The organism is Streptomyces vietnamensis (genome assembly GCF_000830005.1).
Taxonomy (GTDB): Bacteria; Actinomycetota; Actinomycetes; order Streptomycetales; family Streptomycetaceae; genus Streptomyces; species Streptomyces vietnamensis.
Map to the genome: position 1 here is coordinate 7,711,449 of NZ_CP010407.1, position 20,437 is coordinate 7,731,885.

Here is a 20,437-nt window from a genome sequence, read left to right on the forward strand (position 1 = left end):
TGCCGGCGGTGTCGAGGTCCTCGTCGTCCTCCCGGTCTACCGGTCCGCGCTCCGTGCCTTCCGGTCGAGGGCGAGCCAGACGCGGTCGCGGGTCACCGGCAGCTCGGTGAAGCGGATGCCCGTGGCGTCGCGCAGGGCGTTGGCGAACGCGGGGGCGACGGGGTTGAAGGGGCTCTCGCTCATCGACTTGGCGCCGAGCGGGCCGATCGCGTCGGACGTCTCCGTGAAGTGGACCTCGGTGCGCGGGACGTCCGCGTACTGGGGGAGCCGGTAGCGGCGGAAGGCGGCGGTGGTGACCTCGCCGCGGTCGTCGACCCGTACGGTCTCGAAGAGCGTGGCACCGAGGGCCTGGGCGACGCCGCCCTCGACCTGGCCGCGGCACTGCATGGGGTTCATGACCTTGCCGGCGTCGGCGGCGTGGACGCTGCGGAGGATGCGGATCTCCCCGGTCGCGGGGTCGACGGCGAGGCGGAACCACTGGGCGTTGAAGGCGACCGAGCGCGGTGAGCCGCCCCAGTGGCCGTCGGCCGCGAGTTCGTCCGTGGCGCCGAGGGCGTGCCCCGCCTCGTACAGCTCCTTGAGGGTGACCGTCCGTCCGGCGCAGTCCACGGACTCGGCGCCGAGTACGCACAGGTGCCGGGCCACCCCTGTGTGCCGGGCGGCCAGGGTGCGCAGCCGTTCCGCCAGGGAGGTCGCGGCGAGCAGGACGGCCTTGCCGGCGACGACGGTGCCGGCGGAGCCGAAGGCCCCGGTGTCGTGCCGCACGACGTCGGTGTCGGACTGGCGGACGGTGAGGCGGTCCTCGGTGGTGTGGAGGGCGCCGGCGGTGATCTGCTGGTGGACGGTGGTGGTGCCGTTGCCGAACTCGGCGGTGCCGACGGCGATGTCGTACGTGCCGTCCTCCAGGAGCGAGACGCGGGCGTCGGCGTAGTGGCCGCCGGGCGGGCCCGTGGCGATCATCGCCATGCCGGTGCCCTGCCCGACCAGCCAGCCCTCGGGAGCCTCCTCCGTACTGCGGTCCTCGGCGATGGCCTTCCGCACGACGGAGAGGCACTGGTCGAGTCCGTAGGAGGCGATGTGCAGGTCCTCCTCCTCGCCGATCGGACTGTGCATCGCTTCACCCGGCCCGATGACGTTCTTCTCGCGGAAGACGAGGGGGTCCATGCCGAGGCGCCGGGCCAGTTCGTCCATCACGGACTCGACGGCGAAGGTGACCTGGCCGAGGCCGTAGCCCCGGAAGGCGCCCGCCGGAACGACGTTGGTGTAGACGGAGTAGGCGTCGACCTTCTTGTGCGGGGCGCGGTAGACGGCGAAGGACTCGCCGACGCTGTGGAACATCACCGCAGGACCGTGATTGCCGTACGCGCCCGTGTTGGACACGACCCGCATCTGGACGGCCGTCAACGTTCCGTCCTCGCGCGCCCCGACCTTGATGCCGATGGTGAACGGGTGACGGGTGGTCGCCCCGTAGAACTGCTCGGCCCGGGTGTACTCCAGCTTCACCGGCCGGCGCAGCCTGAGGGCGGCCAGGGTGACGACGTCCTCGGTGAGCATCTCCTGCTTGCCGCCGAAACCACCGCCGACCCGGCCCGCGACCACCCGCACCTCGTCCTCCGGCAGACCGTAGAGGGCGCAGAGCGCCCGCCGCGTGAGGAACGGGGTCTGCGTGGAGGAGCGGACGGTGAGCCGCTCCCCGCCGCCGTCCTCCTTCGGCTCGAAGTACGCGACGCAGCCGTGGGTCTCCAGACTGGCGTGCTGGACGCGCTGCGTGCGGAAGGTCTCCTCGTACACGACGTCCGCCTCGGCGAAGCCGGCCTCGACCGAGCCGATCTCTCCGTGGACCTCGCCCGCGACGTTGTTCTCGACCCGGGCGATGCGCACCTCCGGTCCCTTGCCGGCGTGGACGACGGGGGCGCCGGGACGCATCGCCTCCTCCGGGTCGGTGACGTACGGGAGTTCCTCGTACGTCACCTCGATGCGGCGGCAGCCCTCCTCGGCGGCCCGCTCGCTGTCGGCGACGACCGCCGCGACCCGCTGGCCGACGTACCGGACGACGTCGTCCAGGACCCGGGTGTCGTCGGGGTCCTCGGTGGGGTGCTCGTGGCGGGCGGAGGAGTACAGCGTCGCCGGTGCGTCCTCGTGCGTGAGGACGGCGACCACTCCGGGGACGCGCAGGGCGGCCGCGGTGTCGATCGCGGCGATCCGGGCGTGCGGGTGGGGGGAGCGCAGCAGCTTCATGTGGAGCAGGCCGGGGACCTCGACGTCGAAGGTGTAGCGGGCGGTGCCGGTGACGACCTGCGGACCGGCCGGCGCGCCGACGTTCCGCCCCACGGCCTGTCCCGCGCAGGGCCGTTCGGTGTGCCGCACGCCCCGCACCGCGTCCTCGATCGCCCGGTAGCCCGTGCACCGGCAGATGTTGCCCTTGAAGGCGCGGGGCAGGTCGTCGAGCTTGCCGTCGTCGTGCGCGGAGCCCCGCTCCGCCTCCAGCGCCGCCGTCGTCATCAGGAATCCGGCGGTGCAGAAACCGCACTGGTACCCCTGTGCGTCGAGGAACCTCTGTTGTACGGGGTGGAGTTCGCCGTCCCGGGAGGCCAGTCCCTCCACGGTGGTGACGGAGCGGCCCTCCGCCCGTACGGCCGGATACAGGCAGCTGTGCACGGGCTCGCCGTCGACGTGGACGGTGCAGGCGCCGCAGTCCCCGGCGTCGCAGCCCTTCTTCACTCCGAACCAGCCGCGCTCGCGGAGATAGGTGCGCAGGCACTGGCCGCCGCGCGGCTCGGTGTCGAACGGAAGGCCGTTGACGTGGAGTTCGAAGCTCATCGGGAACCTTCCTCGGGGCCGTGGGACGTGGCGAGTTCGCGGCGGACCTCTTCGGCGAGACGCAGCCCCATGTGTCGTCGCCATTCGGGCAGTCCGTGGATGTCGTCGAACCACTCGGCGGGCGCGACCGCGGTGTCGATCGCGGTACGCAACCGGTCCGCGTCCGGCGGCAGCGGGAACCAGAACCGGAACGGCCGTACGGTCGCGGCGCTGACCGTCACCGCCAGCGAGCCGTCCACCGGGTCGAGCGTCCCGACGACCAGCGCGCCGGAACGGCCGAGGCCGTACAACGAGGCCTGCCGGAACGCCGTACGGCACTCCAACGCCCGGCCCGGCAGGGTCACCGAGCGCAGCAGCTCGCCTTCCGCGAGGTCCTTGACGCCCGCGCCGGTGATGAAGTCGACGACCTTCACCTCGCGCAGCGAGCCGTCCTGCGCCCGGAGCAGACACGTGCCGTCGAGCGCGGCGGCGAGCGAGATCAACGGCCCGGCGGGCAGGCCGTTGCACAGGTTCCCGCCGACCGTCGCCATGTTCCAGATCTTGAACGAGGCGAGGAAGGCCCGGCAGCACTGCTCGAACAGCGGTGCCGCGGGAGCGTCCAGGAACCGCCGCCCGAAGCGGGACAGTTGGGCGACGGTGCACGTCGCCGCGATCTCCAGCGAGCCGTCCTCGTGCCGGGTGAGCGGTTCCCAGCCCATCCGGCTCAGGTCGACCAGCCGGCGCAGATGCGGCTGCGGTTCGGAGAAGAGGTACGTGCCGCCGCCGAGCCAGGCATCGCCCGGCCGCCACGGTTCGTGCCGGCGCGCGTCCCTCACGTCCGCGATCGTGTTCAGGTCCATCTCTCCCCATGCCTTCCGACCGGTGCACTCCGACCGGTGCCTTCAGGCCAGTGAAGCCGGGGGAGAGCGGCGGCACGACTGGACGGGAAGCCGGAAAACGTCCACCTCGCAGAGCCGTGCCCTGGAGAATCAACCAAGAGCTGTTTTGCGTCCAGAATCTGGCATCTACGATGTCTCATCTCGTATTCGCCTCGTGAATGTGAGTGCGGGCCTGTCCCGCGACCTCACTGGGAGCCTCTGATGCACGTCGACCATCTCCTCCGTCTCGACCGTCTGGACCTCTCCCTCGTCTGGGGCGACGAGGCCTTGCTCGGCCAGGAGATCGGCGGCGTGACGGCGACCGATCTGGAGGATCCGGCACGGTTCCTGCAGCCGGGGGAGATCGTCCTCAGCGGACTCGTGTGGTGGAGCCGGGACGGCGATCCGGACAAGACCGAGCGCTTCGTCTCCGCTCTGCGCGAGGCGGGCGCGGTGGCGTTGCTCGCGGGGGAGGAGACCCACGGGGAGGTGCCGCGGGAGCTGGCCGAGGCGTGCCGCGCGCACCGCGTCCCCCTGATCGCCGTGCCGGCGCACACGACCTTCCGCACGATCACCGAAGCGGTCTACCTCCGGCAGTGGAGCGAGCTCAGCCGACGGCCCACGGACCACTTCGCGTTGCCGGAGAACGTCCGCCTCGACCTCGACCGCGCGCTGGAGAACGGCGCGACGACGGGTGAGCTGCTCGGCCGGGCGTTCGCCCATCTCGGCGCGCCCGCCTGCCACTTGCTGACCGGCAGCGGCCGCACGGTCGCCCGGACCGGTGCCGCCCGGACGGAGCTGCCGGCGCGGCGGGCCGCGGAAATCGTGCGCGGCGACCACGGCACGACGGTACGCGTCGAGACCGACGGCACGGTCTACGACACCTGGCACCTCCACCTGCCCGAGGCGGGCCAGGTGCCCCCGCGGGTCCTCCAGGAGATAGCTGAACTCCTCGGCCGTCACCGGCGCCGGCAGGACCGGAACCGGGCGGCGAGCGGTGCGGCGTTCACGGAGCTCGTGGACGCGGTGGGTGCCCCGCGCTTCGACGCCCACCGCGTGCGGGGCGCGTTGGCCTCGTGCGGCCTTGCCGACGGAGACGCGTACACCGTGGTCGTCACGGCGGCGGAGCCGCACGGGGAAGGCGGTGCCGCCGGCGTCGCCGCGCTCACGGAGGCACTGCGTCACCTGCCGTCCGTCGCCTTCGCGGTCGCCGACGGCCCCGGCGGTGAGACCGTCGCGGTCGTCGCGCACGGCAGGGAGACGGCGCCGGGCGTACGGGAACGGCTGGGCGACGTATGGCCGTTGATCCACGCCTGCGGCCCCGACACCACCCTGCACGCCGGTGTGAGTGAGCCCGCCGCAGCACCCGAGGGGTTGAACACCGCGCTGACGCAGGCCCGTTACGCCCTGGCCGCGGCCCGCACCGCGGCGCCGTCGGCGCCGCGCGTCGCCGGGCTCGGTGACCTCGACGGTCTCGGCAGGCTGATGGCCGGCATCCCCGTCGACGTACGGAACGTGTACCGCGAGACCGTCCTGGGACCGCTCCTCGGCGCCGGCCGGGGGTCGAGCACGATGCTCCTGGAGACCCTGGAGGTCTTCCTGGCGCACGACTGCTCGTGGGCGAGGACCGCCGAGGCCCTCCACGTGCACGTCAACACGGTCCACTACCGCGTCGAACGCATCGAGGCCCTCACCGGCCGGGACCTGTCACGGCTCGAACACAAGGTGGACATGCGCGCGGCACTGCTCTGCCTCTGACGGGCCTGTGACGGTCCTTTGGCGGTCCGCGCGCCGGAAACGGTCAGGGCAGGTCGATGTGCACGCTCGTCGACTTCACCCGGGCGGTGACCGTGACCCCGACGTCGAGCCCCAGCTCCTCCACGGCCTCCCGCGTCACCAGCGAGACCAGCCGGTGCGGGCCGGACTGGACCTCCACCTGCGCGGCCACGTCGTCGACCTTCACCCCCGTGACGATCCCCACGAAGGAGTTCCGGACGGAGGTCGACACGTCGTCCTCCGGAACCGCGTGGAGCCCGGCGCCCCGCTCCCGCGCGAAACGGGCCAGGGCCGTCCCCTCGATCACCCGCTTGCCGGCCCCGTCCCGCTCCATGGCGAGCTTGCCGCCGTCCGCCCACCGGCGGACGGTCTCCGAACTCACTCCGAGCAGCCGCGCTGCCTGCCCAATGCTGTATGACGGCACAGCCGCACTCTAGGTCACGCATCAGGGCGGCGACGAGTTTCATCCCCGGGCCCCGGGACGGAAGCGGATCAGTCGCCCGACATTCCCCAGAAGACCAGGCCGGAGACTTCCTTGTGGTCGTCGAAAACGGGGGCACAGCATCCCGAACCCCGGAACATGGGGGGGAAGGCCGGAGGCGGACGTCCGGTGGACCTCCTCGATTCTCGCGCGCGTGGGAGAGGGGTCGCCGAAATACTCGGCCAATTCCTCGGCGGTCACCATGCGCGCGGCGCCGTCCTCAAGGCCTGACCACCCGCCCGGCTCGGGGTCAGCGTCGCACCAGCTCCATTCCGTCGGCGACGACGACTCCGTCGTGCAGGACCGTGCGGTCGGTGCCACGGTCCATCACGGCACTGGTCGGGGTCTCGCCGTCGACGAGCAGCAGGTCGGCCCGGTCGCCGACGGCCAGGCCGGGCCGGTCGGCGAGGCCGGTGAGACCGGGGACGTCGTGGCTCATGATCGAGGCGCCGCCCATGGTCGCGACGGCCAGCGACATCTCGATCAGTTCGTCACGGCGGAAGTTGTTGGTGAAGGCCAGCTGCCAGGTGCGGTCGAGCATGTCGCAGTTGCCGTACGGGCTCCAGTAGTCGCGCTGGCCGTCCTCGCCGAGGCCGACCCGTACGCCCGCCTCCGTCAGTGCCACGAGGGACAGCCGGCCGCGGTCCGGCGGTGCCACCGTGGCCATCGCGATGTCGAGTTCGGCGAAGTCGTCGATGATGCGGCGGCTCACGGACTCGGAGATCGAGCCGAGTTCGTACGCGTGGGACATCGTGACCTTGCCCTGCATGCCCAGGGCCCGGGTGCGCTCCAGGACCAGGTCGGTGGAGAACACGCCCAGGTGCCCGGGCTCGTGCAGATGGATGTCCACCTCGACCTGGTACTTCTCGGCAAGCCCGAACACGACGTCCAGGTGCCCCTTGGGGTCCCGGTCGAGCGTGCACGGGTCGATCCCGCCGATCACCTCGGCCCCCGCCTTCAACGAGGCCTCCAGATGGTCGGCGGTGCCCTTCTCGCGGAGGATGCCGGCCTGCGGGAACGCCATGACCTGGACCTCGGCCTGCCCGGCGAACTTCTCCTTCGCGGCCATCACGGCGTCGAACTTCTCGAGCTTGCAGTCCACGTCCACCTGGGCGTACGAGCGCACGCGCGTGGTGCCGCGGGCGATCATCCGCTCGAGCGTCCCGGCCACCCGCTCCTGGAGCGGCACCTCGGCGGAGCGCCAGTTCTCCCGGTCGTTGAGCATCATCGTCCACACCCCCGGGCCGCCGGTGTGCGGCCGGAACGGCAGGCCGATCCTGGTCGAGTCCAGGTGCACGTGCACGTCGCTGAACGACGGCAGCAGCAGCCGGCCCCGGCCCTCCACCACCTGGCCGGCCCGCTGCGCGGCCGACTGCGCGGCCGACTGTGCCGCCGGGGCGTGCGGGCGGATCGCGGCGATGCGGGCGCCGGACAGCTCGACGTCGCTGCGCTCTCCGCCCCAGGGGCGTACGTCACGGATCAACAAGGAAATCACCTTTCGGTAGCGCGAGGAGGCTCAACGGGTCGCCGCGGTCAGCGCCGCGGCGACGGCCTCGGTGTGGTGGCAGGCGATGTCACGGCGCGGCACCTCGCCGGAGCACAGCTCCCGCTGCTCCGCGTCGAGGCGCGGATGCACCGGGCACCGGGACCGGAAGACGCAGCCGCGCGGAGGGTCGGCGGGGCTGGGCAGATCGCCGACCAGCCGGATCCGCCCGCCGCGGTCCGCCGCCGGGTCCGCCTGCGGGACGGCGGACAGCAGCGCCCGGGTGTAGGGGTGCCGCGGGGAGCGGAAGACCTCCTCGGTGTCACCGTGCTCCATGATCCTGCCCAGGTACATCACCGCGACCCGGTCGGCGAAGTGCTTGACCACGGACAGGTCGTGGGCGATGAAGACGTACGCCACCCCGGTGTCCCGCTGGATGTCCTCCAGGAGGTTGATCACCTGCGCCTGCACGGAGACGTCGAGCGCGGACACCGGTTCGTCGCAGATGATCAGCTGCGGGTCCAGGGCGAGCGCCCGGGCGATGCCCACGCGCTGCTTCTGGCCGCCGGAGAACTCGTGCGGGAAGCGGTTGTAGTGATCGGGACGCAGCCCGACCCGGTCCATCAGGTCCCGCACCCTGGCCTTGACGCCGCCGGGCGGGGTGATCTTCTGCGCCAACAGGGGCGCGGCGATCGCACTGCCGACGGACTGGCGGGGGTTGAGCGAGGACGACGGGTTCTGGAAGACCATCTGCACCCGGCGCCGGTACTCCTGGAGGTCCGACCCGCGGAGTTCGGAGATCTCCCGGCCGTCGAGCCGGATGCTCCCGGACGTGGGCTCCAGGAGCCGCATGAGCAGCCGGCCGGTGGTCGACTTGCCGCAGCCGGACTCCCCGACGAGCCCGAGGGTCTGTCCCGCGTCGACCGAGAAGCCGACGCCGTCGACGGCCTTGATCACGCCGCCGCCGGACCTGAAGCCGCCGGACCGGAAGGCGCCGGAGCGGATCGGGAAGTGCTTGGTCAGGTCGGTGACCTGCAGCAGCGGTGTCATCGGGCCACCTCCTGGGCCGGTTCCTGAGCGTTCAGGTGGCACCGCGACGGGTGCCCCTCGGGGCCGGCCGGCACGGGCCGCCGGTCGGCACAGGCCCCGTCGGGCACCAGGTGCGCCTTCGGGCAGCGGTCGGCGAACAGACAGCCCTCGGGCAGCGCGAGCAGCGACGGCGGGAAGCCCGGGATCGGCGTGAGCCGCCCGGACGTGCCCGCCAGCGACGGCATCGAGGCAAGGAGACCCTGGGTGTACGGGTGCCGGGGATCGCCGAACAGGTCGGCCACCGTCGCCTGTTCCACGCACTCCCCGCCGTACATCACCACGACCCGGTGGCACACCTCGGCGACCACGCCGAGGTCGTGGGTCACCAGGATCACCGAGGTCCCGGTCTCGGCCTGCAGCTCGTTCAGGAGGTCCAGGATCTGGGCCTGCACGGTGACGTCGAGCGCGGTGGTCGGCTCGTCGGCGATCAGCAGCTCGGGTTCGCAGACCAGCGCCATGGCGATCATCGCGCGCTGCCGCATGCCGCCGGAGAACTCGTGCGGATACGCCGCGTAGCGCCGCTTGGGGTCGGGGATCCCGACCCGGCCGAGCATGTCGACGGCGACCGCCGCCGCGGCCTTCTTCGACACGTCGTGGTGCACCCGGTACGCCTCGGCGATCTGCACGCCGACCGGGTAGAACGGATGCATCGCCGACAGCGGATCCTGGAAGATCATGGCGATCCTCTTGCCGCGGTAGGGACGCATCTGCGCCTCCGTCAGCGGAACGAGGTCCTGCCCGTCCAGGAGGATCCGCCCGGTGACGGTGGCCGAGGTGTCCTTGAGCAGTCCCATCAGGGCCTGGCTCGTGACGGTCTTCCCGGAGCCGGACTCGCCGACGATGCCGACGGTCTCGCCCCGGCGCAGGGTGAGGTCCATGCCGTTGACCGCGTGCACCACGCCGTCGTCGGTGGGGAAGCTCACCCGCAGATCCCGGATGTCCAGCAGGGGCGCGCCTTCGTTCACGGCCATCAGGCAACCCTCACTCGCGGGTCGATCACCGCGTACGCGGCGTCGACCACCACGTTGGCGACGATGATGAAGAACGCGGCCATCATGGTGATGGCCATGGTGACCGGCAGGTCGCCGGCCTGTGCGGCGTGCACCGCGGTGAAGCCGACGCCCGGCACCGAGAAGATCTGCTCGGTGAGCACGGCCCCGCCGAGGAGGAGGCCGATGTCCAGGCCGAGCATGGTGACCACGGGGGTGATGCCGGCCCGCGCCCCGTGCCGGAGCACGATGTTCCGCCGGGACAGGCCCTTGGCGCGGGCGGTGCGCATGAAGTCCTCGCCGAAGGTCTCCAGCATGTTGCCACGGGTGACCCGGATGTACTGCGCGCTGAACAGCACCGCCAAGGCCACCCAGGGCAGCAGGTAGTTCAGGATCCAGCCGCCGGGGCCCGCCCCGCCGAACGGCGAGGCGATCTCGTTCGTGGTGAACGGCAGCACGCCCAGGGTGCTGACGAAGCACAGCAGCAGCAACAGGCCGGTCACCGGGATCGGCAGGGACACGCCGACCGAGGCGGCCCCGACGATCAGCTTGTCCGTGAAGCGGTCCTTGCGCAGCGCGGCGAGCAGACCCAGGCCGACGCCGGCGACGGTCCACAGCAGGATCGCACCGACGGCCACCGACAGCGTGTACGGCAGGGCCCGCGCGATGATGGCGGTGACGTCCTCGTTGGTCTGGAACGACTTGCCGAGACACGGCCAGTCGCACAGGGTCTCGGCGCCCGGCGCCCCGACCGCGCGGCTGTCGAGCAGCCCCGACATGTAGGTGACGTACTGGGTGAGGAAGGGCTCGTCCATCCCGAGGGCGACCCGGGCCTCGGCGATGCGGTCAGGGGTGCACTCCTGACCGCAGGCCGCCGCGGCCGGGTCCGCCGGTCCGAGCTGGAACAGGCTGAACGTCACGAAACTGATGACGACCAGCAGGGCGATCATCGCGGCGAACCGCCGCAGGAGGAAACCGGTCATCAGCGTGCGACGCCGACGGTCGACAGGTCGATCGAGCCGAAGAAGTAACCCACCTGCGCGCCGCGGACCTTGGAGCCGACCACGCTGTTGGTGAAGCTGCGCACCAGCGGGACCAGCGGGTAGTCCTGCATGGTCCTGTCGAACAGGGTGGCCCACTTCTTGCCCAGCTCCTCGCTGGACCCGTTGGCGCCGCGCAGTTCGTACATCTCGCGGGAGATCTCCGGGTCGAAGTAGCGCGGGATGTTGGAGAAGCCGTACGTCCTGCCGTCCAGGCTCGGCCCGATGTTCGGGTCGACGGTGGTGCGGACCGAGCCGCTGTCCGCGCCGCCGCACCAGCCGCTGCGGGCGATGTCGGGCATGTTCTCGCCGGCGAGGACGGTGTAGTAGTTGGCGGACGGGATCGGGCGCAGCTGCAGGTCGATGCCGAGCTGCTTGAGGTTCTGCTGCAGCGTGGTGCCGACGTTCTTGTACTTGGGGGTGGCGTCGGCGTACCCGTACACCAGCGTCTTGGGGACCTGCTTGCCCGCGAGGAGCTTCCTGGCCTCGGCGAGCTTCGGGCGGCCCGTCGGGTCGAGGTCGGTGTGCTGCTCGACGTACCCGCGCTGGGACGGGTTGATGTACGACTGGGCGAGCTGGCCGAACCGGTTGCCGCCGTACTGCAGTTGGACGGCCTGGCGGTCGATGGCGAGCGCGATCGCCTTGCGCACCTGCGGGTCCTTGATGGTCTCGGTGTTGAAGTTCAGCACGTCCGTGCAGCCGAGCAGGCCGGACGCGGTGCGCTTCGCGACCTCGGGGGCGTCGAGCTCGGCCGCGTCGGAGGCCTGGAGGCCGCCGGCGCTGTCCAGGGTGATCGCCGTCGGGTCCGAGTCGGCGAGCAGCTGCCGGCTGATGGTGGCCTGGGCGGTGGAGAGGCTGAAGGTGAACGTGTCCGGCAGGGCCGGCCGGTTCGGGTCGGTCGCCGGGTCCCACTGGTCGTTGCGGACGAGCTTCATCGAGCGGCCGCGGTCGTACGACTTGATCTTGTACGGGCCGGACGACACCGGGTGGTTGGTGTAGTCGAGCTTGGTGTCCCCGGCGCGCGGCACCGGCGCCGTGTTCGACCGCGAGACCAGGGCGGGGAACTCGGCGAAGGGCTGCTTGAGGTGGAAGACGACGGTGCGGTCGTCCGGGGTGTCGATCCCCTCGAAGTCGCCGTCGCTGTACGGGCCCTTGTAACCGTCGTCGGCCAGGGCGGAGTTCAGCTCCTGCGGCGCCTGGGTGTAGACGTCGCGGGCGTAGGTGCGCTCGACGCCGTACTTGATCTCCTTGCTGGTGATCGGCGTGCCGTCCTCGAACTTCAGCCCCGGCTTCAGGGTGTACGTCCAGGTCAGGCCGTCGGCCGAGGCCTTGCCCAGGTCGGTGGCCAGGTCCGGCACGATCGTCGGGGGCTTGCCGGCGGTCTCCTTGGCCATCGTCAGGGTGCGGTAGTACAGCTGGCCCACGTTGGCGGTCTGCACGTAGTTGCTGTTGCCGGGGTCGAGGGTCTGGAAGTCCGAGGACATCAGGACGTCGATGTTGCCGCCCTTGCCGGTGAAGCCCTTCCCGACGTGGACCGGCTCGAAGGTGTCGGCCCCCTTGCCGGAACCGGGCCCCGAGCCGGAGCCGGGGGCGGGCTTGGCGCCGCTGCAGGCGCTCAGGGCGAGTCCGGCGCTCATGGTCAGGGCGAGCGCGATCGTGGTGCGTCGATTCACTGCGTCTCCTTGTGGACGGAGGGGGGAGGGAGGGCGCGTGGGGATGAGCGGGGGTTCAGCCGCGGGAGGACCTGGGGTCCAGGGCATCGCGGATCGCGTCGCCGAGGAGGTTGAAGGCGAGCACGGTGATCACCAGCGCGCCGGCCGGGACGGCGAGGAACCACGGGTCGGACAGGTACCAGTTGCCGGCCTGGGCCGCGTTGAGCATCTGGCCCCAGGACGGCGTCGGGTCCTTGACCCCGACACCGAGGAACGAGAGGGCCGCCTCCGCGGTGATGTTGGTGGGGATCATCATGGTCGCGTAGACCAGCACCACGCCCATCACGTTCGGGATGATCTGCCGGAGGATGATGCTCCGCCGGGACGCCCCGTACGCCCGGGCGGCCTCGACGAACTCCTGCTCCCTGAGGGAGAGCACCTGGCCCCGTACGACCCGGGCCAGGTACGCCCAGCCGAAGAAGCCGAGGATGATCACCAGCGAGGCGATCGGCAGCAGACTGCCCGAGTCGAGGGCGGTGCCGCCGAGCCGGGACTGCATGATCGGGGTCAGCGACAGGACCAGGAGCAGGTGCGGGAAGGCCAGGAACAGGTCCATCACCCGGCTGATCACCATGTCGACCTTGCCGCCGAAGTATCCGGCGGCGGCGCCGATCACGGTGCCCAGGACCACCGACACCACCGTGGACAGCAGCGCGATGGTCAGGGAGATCCTCGCGCCGTAGGCCATGCGGGCGAAGATGTCGCGGCCGAGCCCGGGTTCGAGGCCCAGCCAGTGCTCACCGGACGGGAAGCGGTAGTACTCCAGCGGAAGGCCCGGTGTGTAGAACTCGTCGAGGTAGTCGGGTCCGGTCCGGGATGTGAACGGATCCTGTCCCTCGACGGCCACCAGTACGGGGGCCAGGACCGCGAACAGCACGATCAGGGCCACCACGATCAGGGCGGTGACGGCGATCCGACTGCGCCGGATCCGCAGCCACGCCGTGCCGAGCAGCGAGCGGGCGGCGGCGGCCTCGGGAGCGGGCGGGGGGCCGGCCTTCGGGGCCGCGGGGTGTTCCGTACGGCTCGGCGACTCATGCAGATCCGTCACGTCGGTCCTTCGGCGTTCGGGGGAGGGGATGGCCGGGACGGTATACCAGAAGGAGGGGTTGTCAACAGGGTCCGGCGCCATCCAGGGCTATTGGCCAGTTGTAGGCGCTCTGTTCGCAAGTTGTGACTTCCAGTTCTGTATACCAATGCCTACGATGGCGGCCCCGTCGACGGTCCTCAGGAGGTCGTATGCGCACCCGCTGGCGTGCCCGCCACGTACTCGCCCACCAGGACGGCGGTCATGCACTGCTGCGGGACGGCGAGGTGGTGTGGGAGGACGACGTCATCGTGTACGTCGGCCCGCGCTACGACGGCCCGGTCGACGAGGACCGCGACCTCGGCCACTCCCTCGTCATGCCGGGCCTGATCGACCTCGACGCGCTCACCGACGTCGACCACCTCGTGCTCGACTCGTGGCACGGTCCCGAGCACGGCGGCGGGCTCCAGTGGTCGCAGGACTACTTCACCCACCGTCGCCGCGACGTGTTCACCCCCGAGGAACGGAACACGATCCGCGAGTACGCGCTGGTGCAGCTCGCGCTGCACGGCATCACCACGTACATGCCGATCGCCTCCGAGGTGCACAGCGCCTGGGCCGAGCCCTACGACGAACTCGTCGCGATGGCCGAGACCTCGCGCCGCCTCGGGCTGCGCGGCTACCTCGGCCCGGCCTACCGCTCCGGCGTCAACGTGGCACTGCCCGACGGCAGTCGGGACGTGGCCTTCGACGAGGAGCGGGGCCGCGCCGGACTGCGGGACGCCGTCCGGTTCCTCGACCACCTCGACAAGCTCTCCGATCCGCTGCTGACCGGTGTGCTGCTGCCCTGCCGCATCGAGACCCTCACCGAGGAGCTGCTGCGCGAGACCGCGGCCACGGCCCGCCGTCGCGACGTCCTCGTCCGGCTGCACGCCCTGCAGGGCACGGTCGAACGGGACCTGGTCATGGACCGGCACGGCATGACGCCCCTGGAACTGATCGGCAGCACCGGCCTGTTCGGCACGCGGCTGCTCGTGCCGCACACCGTGCTCGTGGACCGGCACCCCGACGTGCACGGCGAGGACCGCGGCGATCTGGCTGCCCTTGCCCGCGCCGGGGTGTCCGTCGTGCACTGCCCGCAGACCTCCCTGCGGTACGGGGACGTGCTGCACTCCTTCGGCACGTACCGGAGGGCCGGCATCAACCTCTGCCTCGGCACCGACTCCTTCCCGCCCGATCTGATCCGCGGCATGGACGTCGGCGTCCACCTCGCCAAGGTCGTCGACGGCCGGCTGGACGCGGCACCCGTCGAGCAGTACGTCGAGGCCGCCACGCTCGGCGGGGCCCGCGCCCTGGGCCGCGCCGACCTGGGCCGGCTCCGGGCCGGCGCCCAGGCGGATCTCGTCGCCTTCGAGCTCGGCGACATCCGCGACGGCGTGCAGGACGACCCCGTCCGCACGTTCCTGCTCAGCGGCACCGCACGGCAGGCCACGAACTCCGTCGTCGCCGGCCGTCCCGTCCTCGTCGACCGCGGCATCCCCGGAGTCGACCTGCCCGCCCTGCAGGAGCGGGCGCAGGGCCTGTTCGAGAAGATGCGGGCGGCGTACGGCGAACGCGACGTCCTGCGCCGGGACGCCGACACGCTGTTCCCGCCGACCTTCCCGCCCTTCCGGGCGGGAGCGTGACCGCTCAGCGCGACGACGGCACCCCCTCACGGTCCGAGCCTGCTGTCACCTCTGCATCGCCCGGGCCTGGCGCCACCCCCTCACCGCCCGGGCTCGCCGCCACCTCTGCGTCGCCCGAGCCCGCTGCCATCTCTGTGCCGCCCGAGCCCGCTGCCATCTCTGTGCCGCCCGAGCCCGCTGCCACCTCTGTGCCGCCCGAGCCCGCCGCCGTCCTGCACGTGGACCGTGCCGAAGCGCTCCTGCGTGCGCGCATCCACTCCGGCGCCTACGCCCAGGGCGCCCGGCTGCGCGAGCGCGAGCTGTCGGAGACCCTCGGCGTCTCCCGCATCCCCGTCCGCGAGGCCCTCGTACGACTCGCCGCCGAAGGCCTCGTCGTCCTCTCGCCCCGGCGCGGAGCCAGCGTGCGCCGCCTCACCCTCAGAGACGTCGACGAGCTCTTCGACCTGCGCCTCAGCCTGGAGGTGTTCGCCGCCCGCCGTGCCGCCGAGATCGCCGCACGCGGGGGCGAACACCCCGCCCTGCAACGGATCATGGACCAGGCGGAAGAAGCCACCCGGCGCGACTCCGCCGACGACATCGCCGCCGCGAACACCGCCTTCCACGCCGAGATCGTCACCATGACCGGCAACCGGCTGCTGCAGGCCTCGCTCCAGCCCTCCCTCGGCCTGATGCACTGGCTCTTCCGGATCACCTCCGCCGACGCAGGACCCCGCGTTTACTGCGAGGAGCACAAACAGCTCTGCCACGCCGTCTACTCCGGCCGACCGCAGCTCGCCGAGGCCCTGGCCTACGCCCACATCGACATCCGCCGCGAACCCACCCTGCGGAGCCTCAGCGGCTTACTGCCCGCGGAGTGACGCGGGCGGGGCGGTACCCAGCCGCTCGATCTCGACGGAGACCGCCTCCCGCACCAGTTCGCGGGCATGGGCCAGCGGCAGCGCGCCGCTGAGCCAGCGCGTGCTGAGTCCCTCCAGGAGGCCGGTGAGCCGCTCCGCGGACGCCGTGAGGACCGGCGCGGGAGCCGTGGGCCGGACGCAGCTCAGGAGGTCCGCGACATCGTGGATCCAGGCCAGCGTGGCCCTGGCCAGATCTCCGCGCAGCTCGGGCTCGAAGATCGCGCTGGCGCGCAGTTCGCCCCACGCCGTGCTGTTCTCGCGGACTTCGGGAACGTCCTGGAACTCCAGGAGGAGGGACCGCTCCAGCTCCTCCCTGGCGTCGCACGGTCCGGCGGCGCCGTCTCCCCCCGACGTGTACCGGTCGGCCTGCTCGCTGATGAACTCCAGGGTGTGGCGCAGGACGCCGGCACGGTCCTTGAAGTGGTAGTAGATGAGCGCGGTCGACACCTCGGCCTCGGTCGCGAGCTCCTCCATGCGCAGCCCGCGGACCCCTCGCCGCGCGATGACGCGCGCGGCGGCTTCCAGGATGGCCCTTCGGCGGTCCGTCGCCACGTGATCCCCCTCGTGAGTGGTCTGAACCACCAGTGTCACACAGTGACTGAATCTTCAGTCATCATCTCACGATCATTGACTGAATTTTCAGTCTGCGACATCCTGCGTGCAACACCCGCCCCTTCCTCCCAGGCAGGAGTCCCATGGACACGCCCACGACGTCCCGACGCCGGCTGCTCCAGATCGGAGCGGCAGCTCTGCCGCTCGCGGCCCTCGGGTCGGCACTGCCCACCGTCGCCCGCGCCGCCACCGGCCCTTCCGGCGCCACGCTGCGGATGCCCGCGGAGCACGACCGCCACGTACGGACCTTCATGGCCTGGCCCGCCCTGTCCTCGGTCTGGGGCCCGTATCTCGCCGGCGTCCGCCGTGACATCGCGCGCGTGGCCGACGCGATCTCCCGCTACGAGCCCGTCGCGGTGCTCGCCCGTCCCGGGCAGGCGGCCGACGCCCGGTACCAGTGCGGAGCCGGGGCCTACTACGGCATCGAGGTCGTCGAGACAGCCAACGACGACCTGTGGATCCGGGACTTCGGACCCACCTTCGTGGTCGCCCCCGGCGCCGTCGCGGGCGTGGACACCAACTTCAACGGCTGGGGCAAGACCGGCACCAGCTACTACCAGCCCTACGCCAATGACGCCGCCGCGGCCGCGACCCTGCTCGGCCAGTACGGCGTCCCGCGCGTGCAGGCCGGGTTCGTCGGGGAGGGCGGCTCGCTGGAGACCGACGGCCAGGGCACCCTGCTCGCCACGGTCAGCTCGCTCGTCAACGCCAACCGCAACCCGGGCATGACCCAGGACCAGGTCGAGCAGGCGATGAAGTCGGCGCTCGGCATCGACAAGGTGATCTGGGTACCGGGACTCGCCGGCCAGGACATCACCGACTGCCACATCGACTGCCTGGCCCGCTTCGTCGCACCCGGACAGGTCATCCTCGACCAGCCGGGGCCCGGCACCGACCCCAAGTGGGTCGCCGTCTACAACGAGACCAAGCAGATCCTGCTCGGCGCGACCGACGCCCAGGGCCGCCGCCTGACCGTCACCGAGCTCCCCGGCCCGGACCGCAGCCGCATCCGCGGCAAGGACAGGGGCAGCGCCTTCCTGTCCAGCTACACCAACTACTACACCGCCAACGGCGCCGTCCTCGTACCGCAGTTCGGCGACGGCTACGCCGACGGCGTGGCGTACGACATCCTCGCGGCCGCCTACCCCGGCCGGAACATCGTCCAGCTCGACATCGACAACATCGCGACCGGCGGCGGCGGCATCCACTGCGCCACCCAGTCCCAGCCGGTCGTTCCTCCGGCCGTCTGACCGGACGACACCGGACGACACACCGGTCGCCGCCCGCCCCGGCGGCGACCGGTCACCTGGGAGGCGACGGGAAGCGCCCGGTAAGGTTCGGGCCATGGCGTCTCGCAGTACTCAGATCCTGGAAGCCGCCGCCCGGGTGATCGCCCGGCGCGGGGTCCGCGGCCTGCGCGTGGAGGAGCTCGCGGCCGAGGCCGGCGTGTCCACCGCGCTGATCTACTACCACTTCAAGGACCGTGCCGGGATCCTGAGCAAGACGCTGGAGTTCATCAGCGACCGCGCCGATCGCTACACGACCCACCGCGATCCGGACGCCGAACCGCTCGGCCCGCGCGAGGAACTGGAGCAGACGCTCCTCCTCGAACTCCAGGACTCGACCGAGGTCAGGGAGAACAGCAGCGCCTGGGGCGAGTTGAGGGCGAGCGCCGTCTTCGACGACCTCCTGCGCGAGGACCTGGCGCGCGCCACCCAGGTCTGGATCCATGAGGTCGCGGGCCTGCTCGGACAGGTCCGTCCGACGGCCCCGGCCGTCGCCCTCGCGGCGTCCGCCGAGCGGCTCACCGCCCTCATGGAGGGCCTGAGCATGCGCTGGCTCAGCGGCACGCTCCAGATCGCCCACGCCCGGACCCTGATGAGCGACGCCATCGACGCCGAGGTGGAACGGCTGGGCCGCCCGTGACGCGGTACCCGAGCGGTGAGCCCGGGCGGCACGACCGGCCCGCGACGGAAGCCCGCATCGAGGATGCGGGCAACATCCTGGTCGCGCCTCCGGTGTTGCAGGACGACGACGTGATCAAGGACTTCTTCGGGTCGGTGATCGGGCCGGAGGACCTTGCTTCCGGTGCGCCCGACCTCGCGCGGAAGACCGTCTACCTGTGCGGCGACACATCCGGGATCGACAGCAGCCGACTGCACGCGGCCGCCCGGGTGTTCGTAGTCCGGGAGCTGTCGCACGGCTACCGCGAGGGCGTCGACGAACCCTGGACCCCCGTCGGCCTCGGGCGAGTTCCCCTCCGCGTGCACGACGTCGGCGTGTACTACCGCCGCTTCTTCGCACTCGACACCGATCACTTCGGGCGGATCAGCACGGAGCACGCGTTCCAGTCCCTGACGGAGTCCACCAAGCCCGGAACGGCCCATCGCAGCGGAATCTATCTGACGCCCGTCGTGCGAGACGGTGACGAACTGCATTTCCGCCTGCTCCGGTGCTCCACGAACCTCTCGGGGCCGACCGAGGGCTTCCGCCCGACCGACACGCACATCGTCGAGGCGCTGAACCGCGAGGCCTCCGCCGTCTTCCGGAACCCGGCACCGCTCAATCACGTCCTCGCGCAGATCTACCACAACACCCGTGCCACGACCGGGCGGAAGCAGTCCAAGGCCAAGATCTCGTCCCATGCCGACAAGACGAAGGACATGCCCGTCAACGGCATCATGGCCTTCTGCACCTTCTACGACGGGCTCGACAAGCTGCAGCCCCTGGCCGACGACGCCTTCGACTACGGGGTGAGGGGTGTCAGCGGGCTGACCAGGCTCCACTTCCGCCTCAAGGAGCCGATGGCGGAACACGCGGAACACGACGGGGGCGCGCTCCCCGCGCAGTTCACCGTGACGCTCCATCCCGGCTCCGTGTTCTTCATGCCGCTGTCCACCAACCGTCTGTACACGCACGAGATCCGGCCCTCGGCGCTGGACGCCGAGTCGCTCCCGACCCGCCTGGGATACGTGGTGCGGTGTTCGAGCGCCGAAGCCGTCCACAAGAACGGCCACACGTTCCTCAAAGCGGCCGGAGGCCTGGTGAAGCTGGAGCCGCCCACACAAGCCGGCATCGACGAGTTGCGCAGGCTGTACGCCGAGGAGAACAGGACCTCGTCCTTCATCGATTACGGCGAAGGATTCCTCTTCAGCATGAACACGGGAGACTACCTTGCCCCCCGAGTCCAGGATCTCGGATGAGGTCCTCTCGTTCGCCCTTCCGACCGGGGAGGACCTCTTCGCCGAGCTGTCCGCGTCGGTGCGCCTGGAAGACGTAGGAAAAGGCCGGAGGGGCGCCGTCCTCGCCAAGGTCGACGAGGCGGGCGATGCGCCTCTCGTACGCACCACCACCCGGTACGGCAGCCCGGCGCAGCGTTTCCGGGCGGTGCACGAACGGCTGGCGCAACAGGTCCAGGAACGTGCGGCGCTTCCGGTCGGCTTCAACAACGCGCTCGTCGAGTGCTACACGAACGCCTACAGGACCATGGGCGGACATTCCGACCAAGCCCTCGATCTGGCCGACGATTCGTTCATCGCCGTCTTCTCCTGCTACCGGCATCCCGAAGCGAGTCCGCAGAGGAAGCTCGTCTTCGCGTCCAAGGAGCCCGGTGGCGAGGAGTTCGAGATCCCCCTCGCCCACAACGGCATCGTCACGTTCTCCGTCGATGCGAATCGGCGACTCAGGCACAAAATCGTGCTGGACGCACCCGCGCAGGCGGCGGACAACCCATGGCTGGGCGTCACCTTCCGGACGTCGAAGACCTTCGTCCGGTTCCGCGACGGGCATGCGTACCTCCCGCAGGGTGCGCGGCTCATGCCGGCCGACGAGGAGCAGAGGCGCGAGTTCTACCAGTTGCGACGACGTGAGAACAACGAAACGGACTTCGTCTACCCCTCGCTGACGTACACCGTCAGCGAGAGCGATCTGATGCCGCCCGTCTGACCGAGGAACCTCTGACCGAGGAACCTCT

General features: G+C 71.0%; 17 protein-coding genes. 7 read left to right on the forward strand and 10 right to left on the reverse strand.

All coding sequences use genetic code 11. The features are described from left to right. Positions 1–36 precede the first annotated feature (36 nt). Positions 37–2,820 carry a molybdopterin-dependent oxidoreductase gene (locus SVTN_RS34445; protein ID WP_041132601.1) on the reverse strand — a complete coding sequence of 928 codons (2,784 nt, stop codon included), beginning with the start codon at positions 2,818–2,820 and terminating at the stop codon, positions 37–39. After that, positions 2,817–3,659 (reverse strand): FAD binding domain-containing protein, encoded by an 843-nt coding sequence (locus SVTN_RS34450; RefSeq protein WP_041132602.1) that lies wholly within the window; start codon positions 3,657–3,659, stop codon positions 2,817–2,819. The genes SVTN_RS34445 and SVTN_RS34450 overlap by 4 nt, the downstream gene beginning before the upstream one ends. 240 nt (positions 3,660–3,899) lie before the next feature. On the opposite strand from SVTN_RS34450, the gene SVTN_RS34455 reads away from it, so the two are divergent. Further along, on the forward strand, positions 3,900–5,435 hold the full coding sequence (locus tag SVTN_RS34455; RefSeq protein ID WP_041132603.1) for a PucR family transcriptional regulator: 1,536 nt from the start codon (positions 3,900–3,902) through the stop codon (positions 5,433–5,435). A 43-nt stretch (positions 5,436–5,478) separates the two neighbouring features. Here the strand turns inward: SVTN_RS34455 and SVTN_RS34460 are convergent, their stop codons facing one another. The 7 genes from SVTN_RS34460 to SVTN_RS34490 form a co-directional block, all read right to left on the reverse strand. Continuing rightward, complete coding sequence (locus SVTN_RS34460) at positions 5,479–5,877, reverse strand: TOBE domain-containing protein (protein WP_041132604.1); 399 nt, start codon at positions 5,875–5,877, stop codon at positions 5,479–5,481. 307 nt (positions 5,878–6,184) lie between these two features. Then, on the reverse strand, positions 6,185–7,420 hold the full coding sequence (locus tag SVTN_RS34465; protein ID WP_041132605.1) for an amidohydrolase family protein: 1,236 nt from the start codon (positions 7,418–7,420) through the stop codon (positions 6,185–6,187). A 30-nt stretch (positions 7,421–7,450) separates the two neighbouring features. Beyond that, on the reverse strand, positions 7,451–8,467 hold the full coding sequence (locus SVTN_RS34470) for an ABC transporter ATP-binding protein (protein ID WP_041132606.1): 1,017 nt from the start codon (positions 8,465–8,467) through the stop codon (positions 7,451–7,453). Continuing rightward, a complete protein-coding gene (locus SVTN_RS34475; protein ID WP_041132607.1) occupies positions 8,464–9,477 on the reverse strand; it encodes an ABC transporter ATP-binding protein in 1,014 nt (337 codons plus the stop codon). The genes SVTN_RS34470 and SVTN_RS34475 overlap by 4 nt, the downstream gene beginning before the upstream one ends. Further along, positions 9,477–10,478, reverse strand: a complete 1,002-nt coding sequence (locus tag SVTN_RS34480) for an ABC transporter permease (RefSeq protein ID WP_041132608.1) — start codon at positions 10,476–10,478, stop codon at positions 9,477–9,479. The genes SVTN_RS34475 and SVTN_RS34480 overlap by 1 nt, the downstream gene beginning before the upstream one ends. After that, the gene (locus SVTN_RS34485; RefSeq protein WP_041132609.1) at positions 10,478–12,208 is read right to left on the reverse strand and encodes an ABC transporter substrate-binding protein; all 1,731 of its coding nucleotides are present in this window, start codon (positions 12,206–12,208) and stop codon (positions 10,478–10,480) included. Before SVTN_RS34485 ends, SVTN_RS34480 begins: the two co-directional genes overlap by 1 nt. Before the next feature lie 55 nt (positions 12,209–12,263). Beyond that, entirely contained in the window at positions 12,264–13,286 is a 1,023-nt protein-coding gene (locus SVTN_RS34490) for an ABC transporter permease (protein WP_041134545.1), read from the reverse strand. Between the two features lie 197 nt (positions 13,287–13,483). Here SVTN_RS34490 and SVTN_RS34495 point away from each other — a divergent pair, with 197 nt between their 5' ends. Continuing rightward, the gene (locus SVTN_RS34495; protein ID WP_041132610.1) at positions 13,484–14,956 is read left to right on the forward strand and encodes a chlorohydrolase family protein; all 1,473 of its coding nucleotides are present in this window, start codon (positions 13,484–13,486) and stop codon (positions 14,954–14,956) included. 218 nt (positions 14,957–15,174) lie between these two features. Continuing rightward, a complete protein-coding gene (locus tag SVTN_RS34500; protein ID WP_425429030.1) occupies positions 15,175–15,813 on the forward strand; it encodes a GntR family transcriptional regulator in 639 nt (212 codons plus the stop codon). Here the strand turns inward: SVTN_RS34500 and SVTN_RS34505 are convergent. Continuing rightward, the gene (locus SVTN_RS34505; RefSeq protein WP_041132612.1) at positions 15,796–16,404 is read right to left on the reverse strand and encodes a TetR/AcrR family transcriptional regulator; all 609 of its coding nucleotides are present in this window, start codon (positions 16,402–16,404) and stop codon (positions 15,796–15,798) included. The two genes, SVTN_RS34500 and SVTN_RS34505, sit on opposite strands and share 18 nt — an antisense overlap. Before the next feature lie 143 nt (positions 16,405–16,547). Here SVTN_RS34505 and SVTN_RS34510 point away from each other — a divergent pair, with 143 nt between their 5' ends. The 4 genes from SVTN_RS34510 (at position 16,548) to SVTN_RS34525 (ending at position 20,409) form a co-directional block, all read left to right on the forward strand. Next, positions 16,548–17,714 (forward strand): agmatine deiminase family protein, encoded by a 1,167-nt coding sequence (locus SVTN_RS34510; RefSeq protein WP_041132613.1) that lies wholly within the window; start codon positions 16,548–16,550, stop codon positions 17,712–17,714. Positions 17,715–17,808: 94 nt separating this feature from the next. Then, complete coding sequence (locus SVTN_RS34515) at positions 17,809–18,390, forward strand: TetR/AcrR family transcriptional regulator (protein WP_041132614.1); 582 nt, start codon at positions 17,809–17,811, stop codon at positions 18,388–18,390. After that, positions 18,387–19,667, forward strand: a complete 1,281-nt coding sequence (locus tag SVTN_RS34520) for a hypothetical protein (protein ID WP_052499462.1) — start codon at positions 18,387–18,389, stop codon at positions 19,665–19,667. Before SVTN_RS34515 ends, SVTN_RS34520 begins: the two co-directional genes overlap by 4 nt. Continuing rightward, entirely contained in the window at positions 19,639–20,409 is a 771-nt protein-coding gene (locus SVTN_RS34525; RefSeq protein ID WP_041132615.1) for a hypothetical protein, read from the forward strand. Before SVTN_RS34520 ends, SVTN_RS34525 begins: the two co-directional genes overlap by 29 nt. Positions 20,410–20,437 lie beyond the last annotated feature (28 nt).

What these genes read in the sequence shown, in the direction of transcription:
- SVTN_RS34445 (WP_041132601.1), bottom strand. Translation starts at nt 2,820, where the DNA reads ATGAGCTTCGAACTCCACGTCAACGGCCTTCCGTTCGACACCGAGCCG.
- SVTN_RS34450 (WP_041132602.1), bottom strand. Translation starts at nt 3,659, where the DNA reads ATGGACCTGAACACGATCGCGGACGTGAGGGACGCGCGCCGGCACGAA.
- SVTN_RS34455 (WP_041132603.1), top strand. Translation starts at nt 3,900, where the DNA reads ATGCACGTCGACCATCTCCTCCGTCTCGACCGTCTGGACCTCTCCCTC.
- SVTN_RS34470 (WP_041132606.1), bottom strand. Translation starts at nt 8,467, where the DNA reads ATGACACCGCTGCTGCAGGTCACCGACCTGACCAAGCACTTCCCGATC.
- SVTN_RS34475 (WP_041132607.1), bottom strand. Translation starts at nt 9,477, where the DNA reads ATGGCCGTGAACGAAGGCGCGCCCCTGCTGGACATCCGGGATCTGCGG.
- SVTN_RS34480 (WP_041132608.1), bottom strand. Translation starts at nt 10,478, where the DNA reads ATGACCGGTTTCCTCCTGCGGCGGTTCGCCGCGATGATCGCCCTGCTG.
- SVTN_RS34495 (WP_041132610.1), top strand. Translation starts at nt 13,484, where the DNA reads ATGCGCACCCGCTGGCGTGCCCGCCACGTACTCGCCCACCAGGACGGC.
- SVTN_RS34510 (WP_041132613.1), top strand. Translation starts at nt 16,548, where the DNA reads ATGGACACGCCCACGACGTCCCGACGCCGGCTGCTCCAGATCGGAGCG.
- SVTN_RS34515 (WP_041132614.1), top strand. Translation starts at nt 17,809, where the DNA reads ATGGCGTCTCGCAGTACTCAGATCCTGGAAGCCGCCGCCCGGGTGATC.